The following is a 21453-nucleotide window of genomic DNA, read 5'->3' as shown; positions in this document are numbered from 1 at the left end:
GAGGATGATCGATCGGATCCAGACCATACGCTGCGGAGCGGTCGTGGCGGATCGAGACCGCCCACGTCCGGGGATCGACGCCGGGGAGTAGTGGCTGTATAGTAATCCCTCCGATCGCCGTCACCCATCGGTATGCAAGCCGTCGTTCTCGCAGCAGGCCAGGGGACCCGGATCCGACCGCTTTCCGAGTCGCTCCCGAAACCGATGTTGCCCGTTGCGGACAGACCGCTCGCCGCGCACACGGTCGACGCCGCGATCGACGCCGGTGCGGACGAGATCGTGCTGGTCGTCGGCTACGAGCAGGGGGCGGTCCGGGACTACTTCGGGGCGGAACACCGCGGCGTCCCGGTCACCTACGCCGACCAACGCGAACAGGCCGGCACGGCGGATGCCGTCGAGGCCGCGAGCGACCAGCTCGATGGTCCGTTCGCGGTCCTGAACGGAGACAACCTGTACGACCCGGCCGCGATCGAACGCCTGTTCGACGCCTGTCCGGCGGTCTGTACCGTCGAAGTACCGGATCCGCGCAACTACGGCGTGCTCAGCACGACCGACGGGACGGTCACGGACATCGTCGAGAAACCGGCCGATCCACCGACGAACCTCGCGAACGCCGGCGCGTACGCGTTCCCCGAGCGGGCGACCGAGTGGCTCGACGTGCCGGCGAGCGAGCGCGGCGAACACGAGATCACGGACGTCCTCGCGACGGTGGTCGACCAGTTCGCCGTCACGCCGATCACCCTCGATCGGTGGCTCGACGTCGGCCGACCGTGGGAACTGCTGGAAGCGAACGAGTGGAAACTCGGCGAACTCGACCGGCGAATCGCCGGCGAGGTGAGCGACGCGGCCCACCTCGAGGGAGACGTCGTCGTCGAACCGGGTGCGACGATCGAACCGGGCGTCGTGATCGAGGGCCCTGCCCTGGTCCGATCGGGCGCGTCGGTCGGGCCGAACGCCTACGTTCGCGGGGCGACGCTGATCGACCGGAACGCGTCGGTCGGCAACGGCGTCGAAGTGAAAAACAGCATCCTCTCCCCGGGTGCCGCCGTCAACCACCTCTCGTACGTCGGTGACAGCATCCTCGGCAGGAACGTGAACTTCGGTGCGGGGACGACCGTCGCAAATCTGCGACACGACGACGGGGACGTCCGATTCACCGTGAAAGGAGACCGCGTCTCGACCGGCCGACGAAAGTTCGGTGTCGTCGTCGGTGACGGCGTCAAGACCGGGATCAACACCAGTCTCACGCCCGGGCTGAAACTCTCGGCCGGGTCGACGACCCGCCCTGGCGAGGTCGTCGACCGCGATCGGTAGCGATCGCCAGCGCGATCCGACATCCGAACCCCGCGATCGGTCGCGAGCCCGGTCGCGTGACTCGTGCTGGCATGGCCGTAGTTATCAAGTGTGGGGTTTATAAGATCCGGAATAGCTAGTCAAACTGGAGGGAATCGATCGGTACCACACGTTGTTCGATCGCCACTGCCCCTCCAGGTACGATTCCGAGGTCGTTCGAGTGCGAGTCGTCACCGGGGCCGTGTGGATCCGGGACTATGGGGGTGGTCCCGTGGTCCTTCGGCCTCGATGACTCGTCCTCGATCGGTATCCGAACCCGCGTTTCGCGCCGGTATCGGCCACGGATACGCGATGAGAGGGAACCGGGAGCCTTGGGAGCAGGGAGAATCGCACAAACCCTCCCGGACGATCGCTACTCGACGGTGACGCTCTTCGCGAGGTTCCGTGGCTTGTCGATCGGCCGATCGAGGAGATCCGCCGCGTGATACGACAGGAGCTGGAGCTGGACGTTCGCGAGCAGCCCGGCGAGGTCCGAATCCGTCTCGGGAATCCGAAGGTGGTCGTCCGCGACTGCGACCGCCCGATGGTCGTCGGGGCAGACCGCGACGACCGGCGCGCCGCGGGTCTGGGCCTCCTCGGCGTTCTTCAGGGTCTTCTCGTCCTCTTCGCCGGTGAAGATGGCGAAGACCGGGGTCTCCGGGGTCACGAGCGCGAGCGGCCCGTGTTTGAGTTCGCCCGAGGCGAATCCTTCGGCGTGTTCGTAGGTGATCTCCTTGAACTTCAGGGCCCCTTCGAGCGCGACCGGGAAGCCGAGTCCCCGACCGATGAAGAAGTACGACTCGCTGTCCGCGTAGCGCCTGGCGACCCGATCGGCCGCCGAAGCGTCGAGTACCGCGTCGATCCGATCGGGCATGGCGGCGAGTTCCGGGAGGAGCGCGTCGAGATCGGCCCGCGGCTCGCCACGGACGTCGGCGGCGAGTCGCTGGGCGAGCAACAAGAGCATGACGGCCTGCGAGGAGAACGTCTTGGTCGCGGCGACGCCGATCTCCGGGCCCGCACGGATGAAGAGCGCGTCGTCGGCCTCGCGTGCGGCGGTCGACCCGACGACGTTGGTGAGCGTGAGCGTTTTGGCACCGTCGGCGCCGGCCAGTCGAAGGGCGTTCAGGGTATCGGCCGTCTCGCCGCTCTGGGTGACTGCGATGACGAGCGTGTCGTCGTCGACCGGCGGTGCCGACACGCTGTACTCGTTCGCCAGTAGCGCGGTCGCCTGGACGCCGGCCCCGTTCAGGGCGAGCGATCCGTAGCGGGCAGCGTGGTAGGATGTGCCGCAGGCGACGAGCTGGACGCTCTCGATTCCCTCGAACGTTCCGGGTTCGAAGTCCTCCAGGGCGATCCGGCCGGTCCCGGGATCGATCCGGCCCTCGATCGCCTGGGCCAGCGCGGTCGGCTGTTCGTGGATTTCCTTGAGCATGAAGTGAGCGTACTCGCCCTTGCCGGCCTGTTCCGGGTCCCAATCGACGGTTTCCGGCTCTCTCGAGACGGGATTTCCGTCGAGATCGGTGAACTCGACGCCGTCCTCGTCGACGATCACGACGTCGCCGTCTTCCAGGTAAACGACGGTCTCGGTGTACTCGAGGAAGGCCGGCACGTCGCTCGCGAGGAAGTACTCGCCCTCCTCCATGCCGACGACCAGCGGTGAGCCCTGCCGTGCCGCGTAGAGAACGTGTTCGCCGGAGAGCATCGCTGTGATGGCGTAACTCCCCTCGAGGTCGTCGATCGCTCGCCGGAAGGCCGCCTCGTTCGGGAGCCCTTCGTCGAGATAGTACTGGACGAGATGCGGGATGACTTCGGTGTCGGTGTCGCTGGTGAACTCGTGGCCCCGGGTGACGAGCCACTCTTTCAGTTCGGCGTAGTTTTCGATGATCCCGTTGTGGACGACAGCCACGTCCTCGGTCCCGTCGGTGTGGGGGTGGGCGTTCTCGTCGGTCGGCGGGCCGTGCGTGCTCCAGCGGGTGTGCCCGATTCCGACCTCCCCCTCGATCGGGCGGTCGTCGATCGACGCTTTGAGTTCTTCGACCTTCCCGGAGCGTTTCTGGACGTCGATCCCGGAGCCGTTCTGGACGGCGACCCCGGCGGAGTCGTAGCCACGGTACTCGAGGTTCTCGAGTCCCGACAGGAGCGTCTCGATAGCGTTGCCGGTCCCCACCCGGCCGATAATTCCACACATCGGGACTTACCACCCGCCCGCCGTGGGGTCGGTGGCCCGTCGAGAACGGTCAGTTATCGAATCGAGATCGGCGCGTGGAGAGACGTGGAGCTGTCGATATGGAACCATCGCCCGTGACAATCGTGGTCGTGTCATGGTCAGTTGATCGTCCGTGACGAGCCGTCGAGACGGCAACCGGTACACGGACATGCTACAGGGAAGCAGGTACGAATCCATTACTATAGACGGGCTACCAGCGGCCGTAGCTACCGAGTAATACGGGAGATTCGCAGTCCCACCGGGCCGAAAACGAGACGGACACAGTGATACGTTCTAGCTAGTTTTCGGGCGAAACGTTCAGTTCTTCCCGAATTCACGCGACTATCTCGTCACTCGCGGTCGACAGTACGCAGTATGTTGTCCCAACGTTTCGCGTACGGACCGCCGAACGAGCGGTATCACCGGACGAACCGAAGATATGGGCGAAACACGGTGAGTCGAATCCATCCCGCCAGCGATTCGGAGGATCGATCGGCACGATCGATTCCGACCGATCGTTCCACCGTAGATGCACAAGCACTCACTTATTTTCGATTTTTCCCGGAAACACGACCAGTAGTCGCTACTCTTCGGGCGCATTCGTAGTGGATCACACACTGTGAGAGCCGGACGGCCATCGTCTGCCGACGAGTTCGCCGTTCGGACTCGTCGCGGAGGCCGTCGCGGCCGGGTTCGACCCGATCGGACTGGCGGGAACTCGTGGCGAGGCTTCGGGACCGGACCGACGACGACCGCACCCTCACCATCTCGCCGCGGTGGCGTCGGCTGGCACGGCGAACTCGACGACCACCCGAAGCGATTCGCCGAGTTGCCGCCGGAACCGACCATCGCGATCCGGCTACGACGGGGCGTCCCCGAGTTCGATCGGTAGCCCCGCAGTTCGCGTCGTCGGGCGGTGGCCGGTACTGCGGATCGGCGATCGGATTCGGACGTGGGAGAATCACAGAGCACTACCGAACCGGCACGCCTTTAGCGGTCGGGATTGCACGTGTCTGTATGGGTTTTGGTAGCTACGACGAGTCCGAACAACAGCAACAGTCGGCGGACGACGAGGACGACGTAGAGGCAGTCAACGTCCACGAGAACGACCACGATGGACAGATGTCCTTCGAGTCCGACGTCACCACGGACGAACTCGTCTCCAAGCTCGGCTCGATGAAAGACGACGAATCAGAAGACTAATAATTCGCGGACGCGACTCCGTCCCTGGTTTTCTGCCCCGACGGTCGTTCGTTTTTCGCTCGGATACGCACAGCCACACCGGACGGATCGTCGCAGATCGATCGCACAGGCGATTCGTCGCAGATCGGTCGCACAGAAGGACCGTCGCACGTCGCGACCGACGCGGGACAGCGTGGCGACGGTCTCGGTCTGGCCCGCGTGACGCGACAGTCTCGGTCTCGTTCCCCTCTCCCGTCTCGATCGGCTGACGATACGGAATCCGTTACCGGGTGGACAGCGACGACGCACAGAGCGCGCCGATCGCCCGCCGGAGTCGCTGGGAGACCGCCGACTTCGAGACGCCGAGCCGATCGGCCAGTTCGTCCTGCGAGATTCCCCGGGGAACGTCGAAGTACCCCTCCTCGTGGGCGACGGTAAGCAACTCCTGTTGTTTCTCCGTCAGGGCGACGACGCCGTCGTCCTGATCGTCGGAGACGCGCAGGTGTTCGACCGCGACCGACACGTCCTGGTCGCGGCAAAACCCGTTGAAGTCCACGAGTGCGTCCCGATCCGGGAACCGGAGTTGCACCAGCCAGCCGTCGCGGCTACTGCAACAGTCGAGGAGTCGCCCGTCGAACTCGGCGGTCTTGGACACGATACGGGTCGTTCGGTCGGCGAGTTCGACGCGGTAGATTCGCCTATCCGGGTAGCGATCGACGCAGACCGGATCGGAGACGGTCGGGTCCGTCTTGAGGCCGGTCTCGAATCGATCGAAGTCGCCGTCGGAACCGTACGCGGTGACGAAGACGAGCGTTCGGCCCGTCTCGATCGTGGTCCAGTAGTCCGGTTCGACCGTCACGTTCGGTTCCCGGCGAAGGGTCGGTTGCAGAAACAGTTCCGGGTGGTCGAGACGGAGTTGCGCGACGATGCCACCCTCGGCCACCGAACGGACCTCGGACCGTTCCGCCGAGGCGCTGTGCTCGGCGTCGACGATCTCGATGCTCACAGGAACATCCGCCGTCCGGATGAACGGCCGGTGTAAGACTGGCTTACCACGAACTCACTCATTAACTGCCCCTTTAGAGTCAGAGTACATGATCGTAGACGCTAGATACGGAATCGTTCACCGCACTGGCATCAATACCTATTCATCGGTCGACTATCCGACGCGTTACGACGCGGACGAAGCGCCGATTTCGACGCGGGGAAATCCCGACTTACCCCGCATTTCCGACCGGTAAGACGGTACTACTCGGACCGGATGCTGCTCTCCGGGGATCGACGAGCCCCTTTCTCCCGGTGGTCGTCTCGCCCAATTCCTCGACGGTGGCCGTCTCCCGAACGACTCTCCATCGGTGGCCGTCTCCTCGCTCACTCCCCGTCGGTGGGAGTCCCACCCAATTCCTCGTCGGTGGCCGTTCCATCCAGTTCCTCGAACAGGAGCGTGAACAGCTTCTGCTGTGCCAGCCGGAAGTGACGGCTAAACGTCGGCTGTGAGACCCCGAGGGAGTCGGCGACGTCCTCGCCGGTACTCTCCCGCGGCCACTCGAAGAACCCGCTGTAGTACGCCGTCTCCAGCGTTCGCAACTGTCGCTCGGAGAGCCGATCTCGGAGTTCGGCGTCGAACGACCGATCGAGACGCGTCACCCGGTCGTGTTCGCGACGCGCAGTCAGTTCCGCGCCCGAGAATTTCCGATCGAGCATGCCGACGAACGACCGCACGTCGACGGTACTCGAGAGATCGATCACGAGCCGTGATTGGGACTCGCTCGGCGAAATCGATCTGAGGATACCCCCGTGATCCGCGAGCGTCTCCGCGACGGTATCGCCGGAACAGACCAGTTCGACGAGTGCCTCGCGCGCCCGGTCACCGACGAACCGGGACCGCTCGACGGCGTCGATCTCGGCCACGGCGTCCCGGATCGCCGTCTCGTCCGCGTCCGCGATCGTACAGAACACCGTGATCCCACCGGACGAACGCGGGACGACGGTTCGGACGTCGATCCGGCCGTCGAGACGGTGGGCGAGCGACGTCAACGGATCCGATTCGGCGGGGACGGCGACGTCGAGTTCGGTGACACTGTCGCTGACAAGCGCACGCTTGCGTTCGATGGCCGTGATCACGTACCCGGCGACCGTCGCGAGGTGCTCGCAGATCGCTTGCGTTCGCTCGTCGAACGCTCCCGGCCGATCGGCGTACATCGTCACCGTCCCGTAATAGAACTCGTCGTACAGCAGCGGGACGCTCAGGACCGCGCGGAATCCGCGATCGAGCGCGAGCCGTTGCCACCGGTCCGGATCGCTCCCCTCGAGATCCTCGACGAGGGTCGACTCGCGGTGCGCAGCCGTCCGACCCGCCGGTTCCCCCGCCTCCGGATCGACCGCGAGGGAGAGGCCCTCGAGGTACGATCCGTCTCGTCCGGCCCACGTTCGCAGCGTCACCGCGTCGGTCCCGACGGCGGCGGCACCGATCCAGGCGAGTTCGATCGAGCCGGTTCCACCGGCCGTATCGAGCGCGACGAGGCCCTCCGCGAGTCGTTGCTCGACGGCCGTTCGCGTGTCCGCGGCGAACAGGTCCCGCTCGAGGTCCAGCACTGCGTCCGCTCGCTCGACGACTCCCTCGAGGTCTGCCCGGTCACGCTCGAGATCCCGGCGGTGGCTCTCCGCCGCGAGTCCGTCGAGCGCGATCGCAGCCATCGACGCGAGCGTTTCGATCGGAGCGAGGCCGAGCCCTTCGAACCCCGTCGGATCCGAACTGGTCGCGAGCAGAATTCCCTCCCCGTCGATCGGTACGGTGAGCGCTCGTTCGGCCCGGATTCCCGACCGCGAGAGAGCCGGGTCGAGTTCGTCGGGGTCGGTGACGACGGCCCCGTCGGTCTCGAGCATCCCCGCGAACGGGTCGTCACGGCGATCGATCGACGGCAGGTCAGCGTCAGTCGGGGCCGACGTGGCGACGGCCGCCGGTCGAATCACCGATTCGTCGACGCGGTACCAGACGACCACGTCGGCAGCCGAATACGACCACACCGCGTCGACGATCGCCTCGCGAACGCCGGATCGAGCCTCCGCTCGACGGAGTGCAGTAACCGTCTCCGCGAGCGTCGAGACGGCTGCAGACGGTGACCCGCGTCGATCGCGGACGACACAACACGTTCGATCGCGTTCGTCCGGTCCGAGCGCCATGACGGAGACGTCGACCGGCCGCTGGTCGCCGCCGATCTCGAGCGTGCCGGTGAGTGGCTCCATCCACCGCACGAGCGGCGACCCGGCTCGTTCCCGGATCGCCGCGGCGAGATCGTCGTCGACGAGCGTCCCGATATCGCGGCCGATGAGCGTCTCGGCGTCCGCGAGGTCGAACAGCGCGGGGTTCGCGTACGTGATGGTCGAGCCGTCCAGAACCGCGATCCCGTCCTCGAGGGCGTCGACGATCGCTTCGAACTGCTCGAGTCGCTCACGATCGGCTGCGGGTATCGCCGCTTCGGGACCCACCCGCGCGTACACGGATACGCCGCTCTCGGACGGATGTGCTTCGACCACGAGCCGATCGTCGTCGGCCGGATGGGTCGTTTCGAACTCGACGACCGCCCCCGTCGTCGCCGCCTCGCGAAGCCGATCGGCGAACTCGCCGCGGACGGCCTCGGGCAACGCGTCCCAGACGACGGTTCCGGGCTCCGGTTTCGCGGCCGTAAACAGCGCGTTCGCCGGCTCGTTGACGACCTGCAGCTCCCACTGGGAGCCGACCGTGAAGAACGCCGCGTCGAGCCGATCGATCGCGTCCGCGAGCGCGTCGTCCGCCACCCCGACCGGCGTGGCGTTCGTGACGGTCACGACGAGGCCATCGACGTTCGGGTCCGGCTGGCGGTTGACGACGGTGAGATCGGAGACGTGCCAGGTGCCGTCCGCGTGACCCAGCCGGAGCGTCGCCCGTGCGGTCCCACCCAGCGATTCGCCGGCCGCCTCCGCGAGGGTCTCGCGAGCAATCGCTCGATCGTCGGGGTGGACCAACCTGAACAGCGTCGTTCGTTCGAGTTCCGCCGGCGTGTACCCCATCCTGTCGTCGACCGCGGGGTTCGCGTAGTCGATCGCCCCCGCCTCGTCGACGACGCAGACGAGTGCGGTCGATCCCTCGAGAATCGATCGGTAGCGCCGATCCGTCGCCGCCGACGCGAGCCGATACCGCTCCGCGGCGTTCCTGACTCGAGTCGCGACGAGACGTCCCGGGGTGTCCGGATCGATCACGTCGGTGGCACCGGCCTCGAGCGCCTCCTCGGCCGACGACTCGTCGGCGACCGCGACGATCGGGACCTCGCCGTCCCCGTCTCGCAATCGCTCGAGCGGCGACCGATCGGCCCGCCGTTCGTACGCGCACACCAGACAGTGGACGTCGGTCGCCGCGAGTCGTTGCCGTGCGTCGGCGACCGTCCGTTCGCGCAGCAACGAGAGGGGTTCGAACGCCGAGGAGAGTGCAGACGCCGTCGCGTCGATCGGTTCCGATTCCCCGACGACGAGCACGCGAAGCACGTCGCCGACGACGGTGGCGGCCCCGTCGCTCACGGACCGGTCACCTCCGGGAGTGGATCGGCCCGCGGGCCACCGCCGGGCACCGACCCGATCGACCACCGCAGTCGTCTCCCCCGGACGTGCGACCCGTCGTCGATCGGGTGCCGGCACGCGACGCCGAGACGAACGGCCACGATAGCCGTGCTTGGCGGCCCGCGCCGTTAATTATCGATACCGTATTCGTGAGTAACACTGGCTTACGATCCGTCGGAATCGGCCAGTAACGGGTCCGGAACGCTGGCCGAGCCGGGTTCTCGACGCTGATCGGACGTTACTGAGACGTCTCTCGGACCGTCACGACGGGAACCGTGGCGTTGCGAACGACTTCTTCTGCGACGCTGCCGACGACCAGGTGATCGAGTCCGGTGCGCCCCACCGTCCCGACGACGATCATATCGATGGCGTTCGTCTCGGCGAAGTCGACGATCTGCTCCTGGGGAACGCCCTGGCGGAGGTTGGTCGTCGTCTCCACTCCCCGTTCCGACGCCGACTCCGCGGCGCGTTCGACCGCCTGGTGTGCTTCGCTCTCCGGATCCGACCGCATCTTGTCCTGTTTCTGCGTACTGTGAGGCCCTTCTTCGGAGACCGACAGGACGTGAAGCGTCGCGTCGAGTTGATCGGCGAGTTCGACCGCGTGATCGACCGCCCGTCGAGCACCGTCACTGTCGTCGGTCGCGATCAAAAGGTCCTGGTACATTTTTTCGATCGGCACTTCGACCGGGACCCCAATACATGCCAGACCTGCCCCTGCCGGGGAACGGAACGATCGACGGGAATCGATCGCTGGCCGTCCGTTCCGATCGGCAGGGCTCTGCGACGGTCTCCACGTACGGATTACGGGCGCGCCTCAGAAGACCACCGTCCAGGTGTTGCCGCAGTTTTCGCACTCGAACGTCCGTTCGAGTCCAGTCTCGGTGACTGCTCGATCGACTTCACACCCGGCCTGCTCCAGACAGTTCGGGCACCGTTGACGACTCACGATTTTGCTGTTTCCGAAGGTGAACTATAAACGCACCATCAACGGGTTTTGGGACGTCGGATCGATTCGTCCGGCCGGTTTCGGTGGCCGGACCGATCAGGAGCGCCGAACTCGCGGCTCGTGGAACACGAGCCGTCGAGGTGTCACACGAGCGTTACGGGTACTTCGATCACGTCGAGGACGACGACGGCGAGATACAGCTGTCCGATCCCGGCGACGATCATGACGGCACCGGCGAACCGTTCGAGCGTGGTGCTGTGGGCGACCAGCCGACCGGAACCCGCGAGCAGCCCCATTCCGGTCGCGACCGTCAGCGAAACCATGAGCAGGACGACGATTCCGACGTACGTGCCGACGACGAGCGCCGCCATCCCCGGCGGATACGACAGGGCCCGTCCGACCACGCCGATGAAAAGCGGTGCGACACAGCCGGCCGCAGCGAGTGCGTAGCCGGCGCCGAAGATCCCGAACCCGAGGACGTTCGATCGGCGCTTCGGGAGCCGAACGGACAGCGACGGCGCTCGATCGAGGACGACGAGCACGCCGAGGACGACGAGGATCGCACCGACGAGTGGCTCGAACAGGACGACGTTCGACAGCGTCGCGTGGCCGATCCAGTAGGCCGCCCCGACCAGGGCGACGAACGTGGCGAGAACGCCGACGCCAGCGACGACGCCACGGCTGACGGCACCGCCGAGCGACGCGTCCTCGCCCTCCGTCTGGCTCACGTAGAAGCCGACGTACCCGGGCAACAGCGGGAACGCACAGGGGGAGAAGAACGTCGCGACGCCCGCCGTGAGCGCGAACGCGAGCGTCGTCAGCAGCGCCGTGTCGGACACCAGCCCGGACAGCGCCGCGATCATTCCCCGTCCACCTCGACGGCGAGCGCCTGCTCGATTCCCGCGACGAGTTCGTCCGCCGACTTGACGCCCGAATCCGACCACTGGACCGTTCCCGTGGCATCGATCGCCGCAGCCGAGGGGTAACCGCCAGCCAGGTATCGTTCCGTCAGTTCCGCGCGGCGATCGAGTCCGAGCGTCCAGTTCCCCCCGTGTTCGTCCCACCAGTCGACGAGTTCGGCCTCGGAGATGCCGCGATTTTCGCCGACCGATTCGTTCGTCACCGAGATGAACAGGACCTCGTCCCCGATCCGATCGTGCGCCTCGGCGAGAGCCGGCATCTGCTCGATACACGGCGGACACCAGGTGCCGAAGATGTCGACGAACGTGGCTCGATCCGGCGACGGCACGAGCACCTCCCCGGCCTCACTGCCCGGCGCGTCGACGGTCTCGATCGTGAGCGGGTCGTCGCCCCCCTCGTCCGCCTCACCGTCGGCCGAGTCGGATTGCCCGGCCAGATCCTCGACGGAGGGAAGTCCGTAGATAGCGATCGCACCCCCGCCGACGACCGTTCCCACGCTGGCCACCCCGGCGAGGGCCTCTCGCCGACGCATTTCAGTCGGTCACCACCGTTCGAGCGTCTTCGACGATCGTCTCGATGCTGACTGCCTCGCGGTCCGCGATCGCGTTCGGGTAGGCCCGTTCGACGATCCCGTCCTCGTTGACGAGCGTGATCAGGTTGTAGTGAGTGAACGTGTACTCGCCGTGATCGTGGGTATCGTGCTCGCTGTCGGTCTCGTTCCCGTGATCGTCGCTGCCGTCCTCGTCCGCTTCTCCGTCGTTCGCGTCGTCGGTTCCACCCGCGAGTTCGTCCGTGTCCTCGATACGTTTGTATCGCATTCCGAACTCGTCGTAGATGACCTCCTTGGCCTCGTCCTCGCTCTCCGGGCGAAGGAAGTGCCAGTTCCCCGCGTCGAGGTCGACCCCCTGTTCGACCGCATACTGTTCGAGGGTCTCCGGCGTATCACGCTCGGGATCGAACGTCACCGCGAGGAGGGCAATATCGTCCTCGTAGCCCCGTTCGGCGGCGTCCTCTTGGACCCGACGCAGTCGCAAGAGCAGGGCCGGACAGGCACCGTCCGGACAGGACGTAAAGAAGTACGTCATCAGAAACGGTTTTTCGCCGACGAAGTCCTCGCGCGAGACCGTCTCCCCCGCGATCGGATCGGGGAGCGAAAACGGCGGGAACTCCTCGCCGTGAATCGGATGCGACGGATCACCTCGCTTCTCTTCGGGTGGATCGAGTACCGTGTTACTGTCGTCCGATCCGAGTCCCGAGAGTCCATCGCCGAGACAGCCGGCAACGCCGGCGAGGCTCGCGACGCCGAGTGAGCGCAGATAGGTCCGCCGTTCCATAGTATTACCCTAGGATTGCGTCGTCAAATGGCCATTGGTTCGATCGACGAAGGTGACGATTCCAATTATCCGGTCCGGTTCGAGGGTTCGTTCCGATCTCGGCGATCCGGGCCGGATTCGAGGGTTCGTTCCGCTTTCGACGATCGAACCGACAGGCGTTTTTTCAGCCACGACTAACCCGTCGGTAATGAACCGTCGAGGCTTTCTCCGGGGAGCGGCCGTCGTCGGTGGCGTCGCGACCGCCGGTTGTCTCGAGCGCCTCGGCTTCGAAGAGCAGTCCGCCTGGGCGAATCCACCCCTCGTCGAGGATCGACCCGACGTCGTCTACCTCCCGGCCGGCAGCGAGGAAATGGCCACCTACGGACGGGCGGTCGACGGCGACTACGCGCTCGAGGTGTCCTACACGATCCCACACCGGTTCTGGATCCCGGGCGAAGGCGGTAGTCGCGTCGACGTCGAACCCGACGACAGTCTCCACCTGATGCTCACCGTCTGGGATCGCGAGACGGACACCGTCCTTCCGGTGAACGTCCAGTACGAAATTCTCCGAGAGGGCGACCCGATCGACGGAGTCGGGAGTTCGCCGTGGCCGATGATCGCACAACGAATGGGATTTCACTACGGGGATAACGTCCCGTTACCCGAAGAAGGAGCGTACACGGTCCGCGCCAGGGTCGGCCCCGTCGACGCCGTTCGGACCGGCGCGTTCGAAGGCCGACTCGACACGACCGCGACGCTCGCCGTCGACTTCGAGTACGCCCGGTCGGACGTTCACGACATCGACGTCGAACTGGTCGACGAGGATCGACGGGGGACTCGAGACGCGCTCCCCCTGATGGATCACGGCGATCGTCACGCCGATTCCGGGGCCAGTGGCGATCACGACGTCGGCCCCGCACCGACGTCGCGGGGACCGCCGATCGAGAACCTCCCCGGCGACGTGCTCGGTACGGAGCGAAGCGGGGATGCGACTATTTCTGCCGTCGTAACCGACGACGATCGGTATTCCGATGGGTCGGCGTCGCTGGCGGTCTGTCCCCGGACGCCGTACAACGACGTTATCCTCCCGTTTACTTCGCTGTCCGTTTCGATCGAACGCGACGGATCGGTGGTTCAGGAGGCGGCGCTCGGTGAGACCCTCGACGACGAGTTCGGTCATCACTACGGGACCGGTCTCGATGGCCTCGAGTCGGGTGACGAGATCACGGTTTCGGTCGACACCCCGCCAAAGGTGTCGCGCCACGACGGGTACGAAACGGCGTTTTTCGACTTCGAAGACGTCACATATTCCGCTTGACATCCTCCCCGCCCTGACGGTCGAGGGTTCCCGAGCGTTGTGATAGTGTGGGTTACGACGTAGCCTGTTCTCGCGGTGCGAAGCGTCCGCTCTCTTGGTCGAGCAGGAACGCCGTTGGCTGTGCCAACCAGCCGTTACTCCTATCCTTGGACGGACTCGGAGATACTTTCTGCCGAATGTTCTCAGCACCGTTCACATCAGCGTTCGCCACCGTACCGCACTCATCACACACGTACAAACCCCGTTCAACACGGTTCACATCACTCTTCCGACCACAACACGAACACGACTTGGACGTTCCCGTGCTTGCCCCAGTTCTTCGCCTCGCCGTTCGCCTCGTCCGCGCGGATGCCGGAGAGGTTGCCCACCACAATCGTTCCAACTCCCTCGTCCACACATCGTCGGACGATGTGCTTGGAAAGCGTGTGGAAGTAGTGGGTGCGACGCGCCGACTTCTTTTGGGTCAACCGCGTGGCTTGCTCGGAGTCCGAGTCGTCACACTGGGCAGTATGCTTCTGAAGTAGTAGTCATCCTACTTCAGACAGTTCAGCGGGTACAACTTTCCGTAATCGACCGTGGCCGTCGCGCGTTCGGCCCGACCGGATACCCGGACGATCGACGCGCGAACGTCGGCTCGATCCGACACCTGATCGACGATCAGTGGGCCGCCGTTCAGAACAGTTTTCGCGAAGAAATGGCCCCGTAGAGCGAGGGAACGGTGAGAAATCGAACCCAAGGAACGGCGTACGCTTGCTATAACTAACGGGGAACGTCGATAACTCACGAGGCATGTCTCGTGCGAACCGATCAGGGATGACGATTGGTTGCCCGGAGTGCGATACGGACGTTTCCACGACCGTTCCACCCGGACCCGGGATCGGAGGCGAAACCGACTCCAATCGATTGCAGGGGAAAGAGGCCACCTGTGGAAACTGCGGCCACGAACTCGAACTCTATTACTACTGAATCACACGGGGTGTGTGCCGGCCGGTTCTTTGCGGGGTCGTCGCTGCCACTGGTTCTTTGCGGGGTCGTCGCTGTCACTGGCTGATTCCGGGCACGCACGAAGGGAACCGATCGGGTGAGACCGCCCCGGTTCGGGTGAGCGGTACTCGATTCACGGGGGATTTTTGGGCGGGTTGCCGCCCTCGATCGGCGGGAGCGACACGTCGCATTTTCGGACTCACGAGTTCCGGTCTCGGAACTGGGCGCCGGTTTCCCACCCGCGCGGTGAGTCGTTCAGCCGTTCGACGCCGTCGGCCGTCACGACGACCAGATCCTCGATCCTGACGCCGAACTCCTCGGGCAGGTAGACTCCCGGTTCGACGCTGAACACCGTTCCGGGTTCGAGTTCGCGCTCGCTGTCCGCGACGATGTACGGTGGCTCGTGGACCTCGAGGCCGACGCCGTGGCCGGTCCGGTGGACGAACGCGTCCCCGTACCCGGCGTCCGCGATGACCGATCGGGCCGCTCGATCGATTTCGCCCGCAGTGACGCCCGGTTCGATGGCGTCGATCGCGGCCGACTGTGCCTCGCGAACGACCTCGTGTACGCGCTCGTACGCGGCCGACGGGTCACCGGCGACGATCGTTCTGGTCTGATCGCTGGGATACCGTCCGGTTCCGCCGTCAACGTCCGCGTCGACGTACGTCCCGAAGTCCAGGACGACCGGATCACCGGCTTCGATCTCGCGCGGGCCGCTGTGGTGGTGGGGCAGTGCGGCGTTCGGTCCCGACGCGACGATGGTGTCAAACGCCGTGTCGTCGCCGCCGTACGCCTCGAGGAGGTCCTCGATCTCGGCTGCGAGTGCCGTCTCGCTCGTTCCGATCAGGCCGGTGCCGCGCGACCGAATCTCGACCGACACCCGGTCGGCGATCGACGCGGACCGCCGGAGTGCGTCGAGTTCCACGTCGTCTTTCCGAATCCGCAGGGCCTCGATCGCGGTGCTCAGGAGGTCGAACGTCGCGGCTGGCAGCACGTCCCGGAGATCGTGCGTAAACGTCGCCCACATGCGATCGTCCACGAGGACGGTCGCCGTGTCGGCTGGTGTCGGTTCGGTCGATCGACCGGTCGCCTGGACACCCCCGATATCGAGGTCAGAAACGACGGTCGCGAGGACGTCCAGCGGATCGTCCTCGTCGGCCCACACCCGCAGGTCGTCGATCGGACAGGCGCGGAGTTGTTGCTCGTACAGTTCCGGCGCGACGAGTGTCGGCGCACCCGTTCTCGGGACGAACAGTAGCAGGTGTCGTTCCGACGGTGAGTCGTCGAACCCGGTGAGGTAGGTCAGGTTCGGACCGGGAAAACAGACCGCGAGATCGGCGTCCTGTTCGTCGAGTCGGCGCTGGAGGGCACTCACCCGTGCCCCGAGGACGGAACTCATAGGTGGCGTTCGACCGTTCGGGAAAAGAACGTTTCGTGTGTCTCGCACGGCTGGCGTTTCGTGTGGCGGAGTCGAGGAGTCGGGGGATTTCGTCCCCACGAGTTCACGCGTCTTTCCCGGGTGATCGATCGTCGTCGGTCACCGAATCCGAACGGTATCCCGTTGCTGACCGCTGGTAGGGGGTATTAAACCCCCATGCGGATGCAGGCGACGAATCAACCGGTGGCGAGGCTGTCTTGACGTAGCGAATGCGAGTTCCCGAGGAGAATTTGTCGTCGACGACGGTGCATAATCGACAACTGCGGTCCGACGGCGGCGGCAGACCCACGGCCACGGGGGCCGACGGACCGACCTGTCCGGGGAAGTTGATCGTCGTCTCGAACCGGCAGCCGTACCGCCACACGTACGATTCAGACACCGAGACGGACGACCCCCGATCGGGGACTGTGAACTCACAACCGACCACCGGATCCGTCCCGCGTCTCGACGGCGCTGTCGAACAGCCGATCGAGGACCGATCGATCTCGGTCGACGAACCGACCGGGGGACTGACCGCCGGACTGGATCCGGTCGTCCGGCAGACCGACGGGACGTGGATCGCCTGGGGCGACGGCGACGCCGATTTCGCGGTGACCGACGAGCAAAACTGCGTGGCCGTCCCGCCCGGCGAGGCGGCGTACACCCTCCAGCGAATCTCCCTCTCCGACGAAGCGGTCGACTCCTACTACCGCGGGTTCAGCAACCGCGTGCTCTGGCCGCTCTGTCACGGCTTTCCCGACCTGGTAACGGATCGATCGAACGACTTCGAGTGGTACCGGACCGTCAACGAGCGGTTCGCAGATGCGACGATCGACCACGCGACGGCGGACTCGGTGATCTGGGTCCAGGACTATCACCTCGCGCTCGCACCGCGACTGATCCGGGAGGTCGTGCCGCCGTCGGCGACGGTGGCCCAGTTCTGGCACATCCCGTGGCCGTCGACGGCGACCTTCCGACACTGCCCGGCCGGTAGACGGATTCTCGAGGGGCTGCTCGGCAACGATCTGCTCGGGTTCCACGTCGACCGGTACGTCGATCACTTCCTCGACTGCGTCGATCGATACCTCCCCGGGTCAGACGTCGACTGGCGGACTCGAACCGTCGACTACGACGGCGGAACGACGCGGGTCGTGGCGACGCCGATGGGCGTTGATGCCGAGTCGTACGCCGAGAACGCCCTCGCCGCCGACGACGATCGATCGTCCCTGTACGAGTCGCTCGGCATCCCCCGCGGAACTACGCTCGGCCTCGGGGTCGATCGACTCGACTACACGAAAGGGATCCCGGAACGGCTGGCGGCGATCGAGCGGTTCTTCGAACGGAACCCGTCGTGGAAGGGCGAGTTTACGTTCGTCCAGAAGGCGACGCCGTCCCGGACTGAGATCGAGACGTACGAACGGTACGGCGAACTGGTCAGAAGCGAGGTCGAACGGATCAACTGTCGGTTCGAACGGGACGGATGGCAGCCGGTCGTCTACACGGAGGAGTACCTGGACACCGAAACCCTCGCGGCGCTCTACCGGCACGCGGACGTGATGGTCGTGAGTCCGCTGCTCGACGGGATGAACCTGGTTGCCCAGGAGTTCGTTGCCGCCAGCGTCGACGCCGACAGTTGCTTGCTGTTGAGCGATCGGACCGGGGCTCACGATCGACTCGGGAGCCACGCGCTGTCGATCGATCCGACCGATACGGCGCAGTTCGCCGACCAGATCGACCGCGCGCTCACGATGCCGGCGTACGAACGACAGCGGAGCATGAACACACTGCGCGCGCGGGTGTTCGACGGCGACATCGAATCGTGGATGCGAACGCAGTTCGACTGGATCAGGCGGGTACGCGACGGGACGGACGGCAGTGACGCTGGCCCGGATCACGACCGTAATTCACGCGAGCGTACGCCCCCCGTGTAACGGATGCACGCACAGACCCCACCGGTCCCGTTCGACGAGGCGATCGATCGTCTTCGCCGAGCGGTTCGGGACGCCTCGAAGCTGTTGCTCTGTCTGGACTTCGACGGCACGCTCGCACCGATCGTCGAGGACCCGGACGACGCCGGCGCGACGCTGGCGAACGAGGCTGCGGTGGCAACGCTCGCGGCGGAACTGCGCGTCACGACGGCCGTCGTGAGCGGCCGCGCGCTCGCGGACGTCCGAGAACGGGTCGACGGGCCGGACATCTACGCCGGCAATCACGGTCTCGAACTCGAACGGGAGGGAACGATCGCCGTCCACCCGGTCGCCCGGAACCGGGCGGCCCGACTCGCACGGCTCTGTTCGCTCCTCGAGCGGACCGTCGGGACCGTTCCGAACTGTCGAATCGAGAACAAGCGATTGACGGGGACGGTACACCTTCGATCGGTCCCGGAGGCCGTACGGCCCTTCGTTCGCCGGCGGACGCGGGCGCTCGTCGATCGATTCGGGGGAGACGGCCTCGAGCTATCGACCGGGAAACGAATCCTCGAAATCGGGCCGGCCATCCCGTGGGGGAAGGGGAACGCGGTGGAGTTGATCGAGGCGGACCTGCCCGGCGAGACGGTGTCGGTCTACGTCGGCGACGACGTCACCGACGAATCGGCGTTCCGGGCCGTCGAACCGGACGGGTTCGGTGTCCGCGTCGGCGATGACGAACCGTCGGCGGCGTCCCTGCGAGTCGAGTCACCCGACGACGTCGCGGTCACGCTCGAGTGGTTCGGATCGATCGGTGTCGAATTGCTCGACCAGTAGGCGTCCCGATCGTCGGCGATCGAACCGTCCGTGCGATCTATCGATCCGGTGTGGCGCGTCGGAGGCGAACGAACCGAACCCGGCCGGTGACTCGACCGATCCGGTCCGGCGGGACGGCAGCGAACCTGCCAGATAAATATATCCTAAATCCAACTATTCTAGAACCGATCACCATCCCAAATCTAAGGAACTGATTCGAAAGAATTAGTCACCACTGGAAATATAGTGATGTAGGGGCGTGACCGAACGTGAAATTACGTCAACCGACCGACTTCTTGATCCTCGAAGAACTCGAGGACAAGGGGCGAAACGTCGCAACGAATCTGGCTGAGCACACGGGCAAGAGTCGAAAGAATATCAACACCAGACTGCCGGTCCTCGAGGACTACGGCCTAGTCTCCAAGATCGGTCCCGCAGAGCGCTCCGGACTCTACGAAATCACCTCGATGGGGAAAGCCGCTCTCGTTTACCGGGATCAGTACGACGACGTGGACGACTTCGAGTCACTCATCGAAGGCCCTAACGCCGGTACGACGACGGAGGCAGAGCAGCGAGCCAATTTCGCCCGCGGCGATACCGACAGGGACGACGAGAATTGACATCTTCCCCGCCCTGAAGGGCGAGGATTCCCGATCGCCGTTGGGATATTGTAGTTTACGACGTGACCTGTTCTCGAGGCGCGAACGCGTCAGTTTCCTCGTCAAACAAGGACGTCGAAGGCTGTGCCAACCAGCCGTTGCTCCTATCCCCGGACGGACTCGGAGAGAGGTTCTGTCGAATGTTCTCAGCACCGTTCACGTCCGCATTCGCCACCGTACCACACTCGTCGCACACGTACAACCCGCGTCCAACGCGATTCGCTTCACGTTTTCGACCACGGCACGAACACGACTTCGACGTACCCCGCTCAGACACCCGTTCGACCGTGATGCCTTCTGGTTCGGCCTCGTAGGTCAGCAGATTTGTCAAGCGGTCAACGCCCACGAGCGAAGGTCGAGGTTCCCGTGTTTGCCCCAGTTCTTCGTCCCACCGGTCTCCTCGTCCTCACGGATACCAGAAAGGTCGCCAACCACGATGGTCCCCACCCCTCGTCAACACGTCGTTCAACGATGTGCTTGGAGAGCGTGTGGAAGTAGTGAGTACGATGAGACGACTTCTTCTGATTCAACCGAGTCGCCTGCTCTGAATCGGAGTCGTCACAGCTAGCGATGCGCTTCTGAAGTAGTAGGCTGACTTGACCGAGAATGCAGGTCATCGTAGCGTTCGTGGGACTTGAGGTAGGTGGGGAGTTCGTTCTGACCGGGGATGTGCCCGATTTCTGACCACACTCGATCGCAGACCCGCCGTCCGACGTTCCAGAGTGTCGACGCGGCGAACCCGAGGGCGTCAAGGTCGTCCGAGACACCACACGAATCGACCGGCGACGGCGTCTCACAGTGGTATCGTGTGCGCTGTTCTCGACGACGGGGGCAGGCCTACTCGGGAGGGAGGCCACGGGTGGTGCATTCGAGACGAGGGTCGTCGTCTCCGTTCGTACCGTACGAGTTCCGTTTGCGGCACTGAAACCGATCGCCTCGCGTCATCGGAAGGGACGCTTTCGAGCGATTCCGAACATACCGCCCCGTCACCCGGTGAAACTCCCGCTGTAGTTCTCCAGTTCTCGACGGGTACAGGCCGAAAACACGAGGCTGAGCTTTCGATCGAGACCCTCCGGATCCGGATAGGTCGTGCCACACGAAGACTCGTCGGCGTCGAACGGCGGTGACCAGGCGTAACTACTGAGCATCGGGGTCGCCACGATGGCGTCGCCGTACCTGTAGGCGACGCCGTGATCGTGGTGCAAACCGAGCGCGTGACCGATCTCGTGGACGAGCACCTGCATCGTCCGCGTCGGCGGCGTGTTCGGGACGATCTTCCGGCGTCTGTCGGCCGCGGGCACCGACGCGAACAACTCGTCGAACGGTGGGAGTCGGGCGATGTGTCGGGCACCACCGACCGACGCGACGTGTCGAACGCCGTATCCCGTCGGTGCGTCGGTCATCTGGCCGTCCGTGACGAGCAGGTTGACGTCGGACGCCGGCTCGAGGTCGCGTCGGCCGATCGCCCCAGCGGCGATGGCGCGGGGCCACTCACCCTGGTTGGTGACGCGCGCGCCGTCCTCGGTCGAGACGGGCACGACGCCGCCGATCGAGAGGTCCAGCGACCAGTGATTGAGGTCGAGAATCCGGCCGAGATAGCCGCTGACACGGGTCGCGACCGCATCGTACTCGTCGGCTCGCTCCGTGAACCACACCCGGACTTCGAGGCGCTCGACGGGGTCTCGCGTCGCGTACCCGATGGTGCCGAGTGACGCGATCGAACCGAGGGCCCCCAGGAAGACGCGCCGGTTCACGACCGCGGTTTCCGAGCGAATCGACGTGTAACTGCTGGTTAATCTGTGCCGATCTTATATATTGTCGGGATCGATCCTCGCTGGCTGTCCGGTACCGGGTCGTGG

General features: G+C 65.1%; 15 protein-coding genes and 2 pseudogenes. 6 read left to right on the top strand and 11 right to left on the bottom strand.

Annotated features, from left to right (window positions below):
- The first annotated feature begins 132 nt into the window (after positions 1-132).
- Positions 133-1314 carry a bifunctional sugar-1-phosphate nucleotidylyltransferase/acetyltransferase gene (gene glmU / locus MUG98_RS13420; RefSeq protein ID WP_265107954.1) on the top strand — a complete coding sequence of 394 codons (1182 nt, stop codon included), beginning with the start codon at positions 133-135 and terminating at the stop codon, positions 1312-1314.
- 391 nt (positions 1315-1705) lie between these two features.
- Here the strand turns inward: glmU and glmS are convergent, their stop codons facing one another.
- Positions 1706-3520 (bottom strand): glutamine--fructose-6-phosphate transaminase (isomerizing), encoded by a 1815-nt coding sequence (gene glmS / locus MUG98_RS13415; RefSeq protein WP_265107953.1) that lies wholly within the window; start codon positions 3518-3520, stop codon positions 1706-1708.
- A gap of 1035 nt (positions 3521-4555) precedes the next feature.
- Between glmS and MUG98_RS13410 the strand changes: the two genes are divergently transcribed.
- Positions 4556-4741, top strand: a complete 186-nt coding sequence (locus MUG98_RS13410) for a DUF5786 family protein (protein WP_265107952.1) — start codon at positions 4556-4558, stop codon at positions 4739-4741.
- A 262-nt stretch (positions 4742-5003) separates the two neighbouring features.
- Here the strand turns inward: MUG98_RS13410 and MUG98_RS13405 are convergent, their stop codons facing one another.
- The 6 genes from MUG98_RS13405 to MUG98_RS13380 form a co-directional block, all read right to left on the bottom strand.
- Positions 5004-5726 carry a helix-turn-helix domain-containing protein gene (locus tag MUG98_RS13405; RefSeq protein WP_265107951.1) on the bottom strand — a complete coding sequence of 241 codons (723 nt, stop codon included), beginning with the start codon at positions 5724-5726 and terminating at the stop codon, positions 5004-5006.
- 365 nt (positions 5727-6091) lie between these two features.
- Positions 6092-9274 (bottom strand): bacterio-opsin activator domain-containing protein, encoded by a 3183-nt coding sequence (locus tag MUG98_RS13400; RefSeq protein WP_265107950.1) that lies wholly within the window; start codon positions 9272-9274, stop codon positions 6092-6094.
- Positions 9275-9551: 277 nt separating this feature from the next.
- Positions 9552-9977, bottom strand: coding sequence for a universal stress protein (locus tag MUG98_RS13395; RefSeq protein ID WP_265107949.1), 426 nt, complete (start codon positions 9975-9977; stop codon positions 9552-9554).
- Between the two features lie 425 nt (positions 9978-10402).
- Positions 10403-11122, bottom strand: coding sequence for a cytochrome c biogenesis protein CcdA (locus MUG98_RS13390; protein WP_265107948.1), 720 nt, complete (start codon positions 11120-11122; stop codon positions 10403-10405).
- Positions 11119-11712 carry a TlpA family protein disulfide reductase gene (locus MUG98_RS13385; protein WP_265107947.1) on the bottom strand — a complete coding sequence of 198 codons (594 nt, stop codon included), beginning with the start codon at positions 11710-11712 and terminating at the stop codon, positions 11119-11121. The genes MUG98_RS13390 and MUG98_RS13385 overlap by 4 nt, the downstream gene beginning before the upstream one ends.
- 1 nt (position 11713) lies before the next feature.
- Positions 11714-12514: an SCO family protein gene (locus MUG98_RS13380; protein WP_265107946.1), complete on the bottom strand. Its 801-nt coding sequence runs from the start codon at positions 12512-12514 to the stop codon at positions 11714-11716.
- Positions 12515-12701: 187 nt separating this feature from the next.
- On the opposite strand from MUG98_RS13380, the gene MUG98_RS13375 reads away from it, so the two are divergent.
- Positions 12702-13811, top strand: coding sequence for a DUF7350 domain-containing protein (locus tag MUG98_RS13375; protein ID WP_265107945.1), 1110 nt, complete (start codon positions 12702-12704; stop codon positions 13809-13811).
- A 52-nt stretch (positions 13812-13863) separates the two neighbouring features.
- On the opposite strand, the pseudogene MUG98_RS13370 reads toward MUG98_RS13375, so the two are convergent.
- Both MUG98_RS13370 and MUG98_RS13365 read right to left on the bottom strand, forming a co-directional pair.
- A pseudogene (locus MUG98_RS13370) lies at positions 13864-14379 on the bottom strand (zinc ribbon domain-containing protein); the annotation flags it as partial.
- 615 nt (positions 14380-14994) lie between these two features.
- A complete protein-coding gene (locus MUG98_RS13365; protein WP_265107944.1) occupies positions 14995-16194 on the bottom strand; it encodes a M24 family metallopeptidase in 1200 nt (399 codons plus the stop codon).
- Positions 16195-16442: 248 nt separating this feature from the next.
- On the opposite strand from MUG98_RS13365, the gene MUG98_RS13360 reads away from it, so the two are divergent.
- The 3 genes from MUG98_RS13360 to MUG98_RS13350 all read left to right on the top strand — a co-directional run bounded on the left by MUG98_RS13360 (position 16443) and on the right by MUG98_RS13350 (position 19555).
- Positions 16443-18143, top strand: a complete 1701-nt coding sequence (locus MUG98_RS13360) for an alpha,alpha-trehalose-phosphate synthase (UDP-forming) (RefSeq protein WP_265107943.1) — start codon at positions 16443-16445, stop codon at positions 18141-18143.
- Between the two features lie 3 nt (positions 18144-18146).
- Complete coding sequence (otsB, locus tag MUG98_RS13355; RefSeq protein WP_265107942.1) at positions 18147-18956, top strand: trehalose-phosphatase; 810 nt, start codon at positions 18147-18149, stop codon at positions 18954-18956.
- Positions 18957-19204: 248 nt separating this feature from the next.
- Positions 19205-19555 (top strand): winged helix-turn-helix domain-containing protein, encoded by a 351-nt coding sequence (locus MUG98_RS13350; RefSeq protein ID WP_265107941.1) that lies wholly within the window; start codon positions 19205-19207, stop codon positions 19553-19555.
- 55 nt (positions 19556-19610) lie between these two features.
- Here the strand turns inward: MUG98_RS13350 and MUG98_RS13345 are convergent.
- Positions 19611-20175: pseudogene (locus tag MUG98_RS13345) on the bottom strand (RNA-guided endonuclease TnpB family protein); the annotation flags it as partial.
- 405 nt (positions 20176-20580) lie between these two features.
- Entirely contained in the window at positions 20581-21348 is a 768-nt protein-coding gene (locus tag MUG98_RS13340; RefSeq protein ID WP_265107940.1) for a zinc metalloprotease, read from the bottom strand.
- Positions 21349-21453: the final 105 nt, after the last annotated feature.

Origin of the sequence: Halosolutus halophilus, assembly GCF_022869805.1 — an archaeon.
Lineage (GTDB): Archaea > Halobacteriota > Halobacteria > Halobacteriales > Natrialbaceae > Halosolutus > Halosolutus halophilus.
Note: the sequence above shows the minus strand (reverse complement) of the source record. Positions and strands in the feature narration are given on the sequence as shown.

Coding starts and splice junctions, on each gene's coding strand:
- glmS (WP_265107953.1), bottom strand. CDS start 3,520: ATGTGTGGAATTATCGGCCGGGTGGGGACCGGCAACGCTATCGAGACG.
- MUG98_RS13395 (WP_265107949.1), bottom strand. CDS start 9,977: ATGTACCAGGACCTTTTGATCGCGACCGACGACAGTGACGGTGCTCGA.
- otsB (WP_265107942.1), top strand. CDS start 18,147: ATGCACGCACAGACCCCACCGGTCCCGTTCGACGAGGCGATCGATCGT.
- MUG98_RS13390 (WP_265107948.1), bottom strand. CDS start 11,122: ATGATCGCGGCGCTGTCCGGGCTGGTGTCCGACACGGCGCTGCTGACG.
- MUG98_RS13410 (WP_265107952.1), top strand. CDS start 4,556: ATGGGTTTTGGTAGCTACGACGAGTCCGAACAACAGCAACAGTCGGCG.
- MUG98_RS13375 (WP_265107945.1), top strand. CDS start 12,702: ATGAACCGTCGAGGCTTTCTCCGGGGAGCGGCCGTCGTCGGTGGCGTC.
- MUG98_RS13380 (WP_265107946.1), bottom strand. CDS start 12,514: ATGGAACGGCGGACCTATCTGCGCTCACTCGGCGTCGCGAGCCTCGCC.
- MUG98_RS13385 (WP_265107947.1), bottom strand. CDS start 11,712: ATGCGTCGGCGAGAGGCCCTCGCCGGGGTGGCCAGCGTGGGAACGGTC.
- MUG98_RS13365 (WP_265107944.1), bottom strand. CDS start 16,194: ATGAGTTCCGTCCTCGGGGCACGGGTGAGTGCCCTCCAGCGCCGACTC.
- glmU (WP_265107954.1), top strand. CDS start 133: ATGCAAGCCGTCGTTCTCGCAGCAGGCCAGGGGACCCGGATCCGACCG.
- MUG98_RS13360 (WP_265107943.1), top strand. CDS start 16,443: ATGCGAGTTCCCGAGGAGAATTTGTCGTCGACGACGGTGCATAATCGA.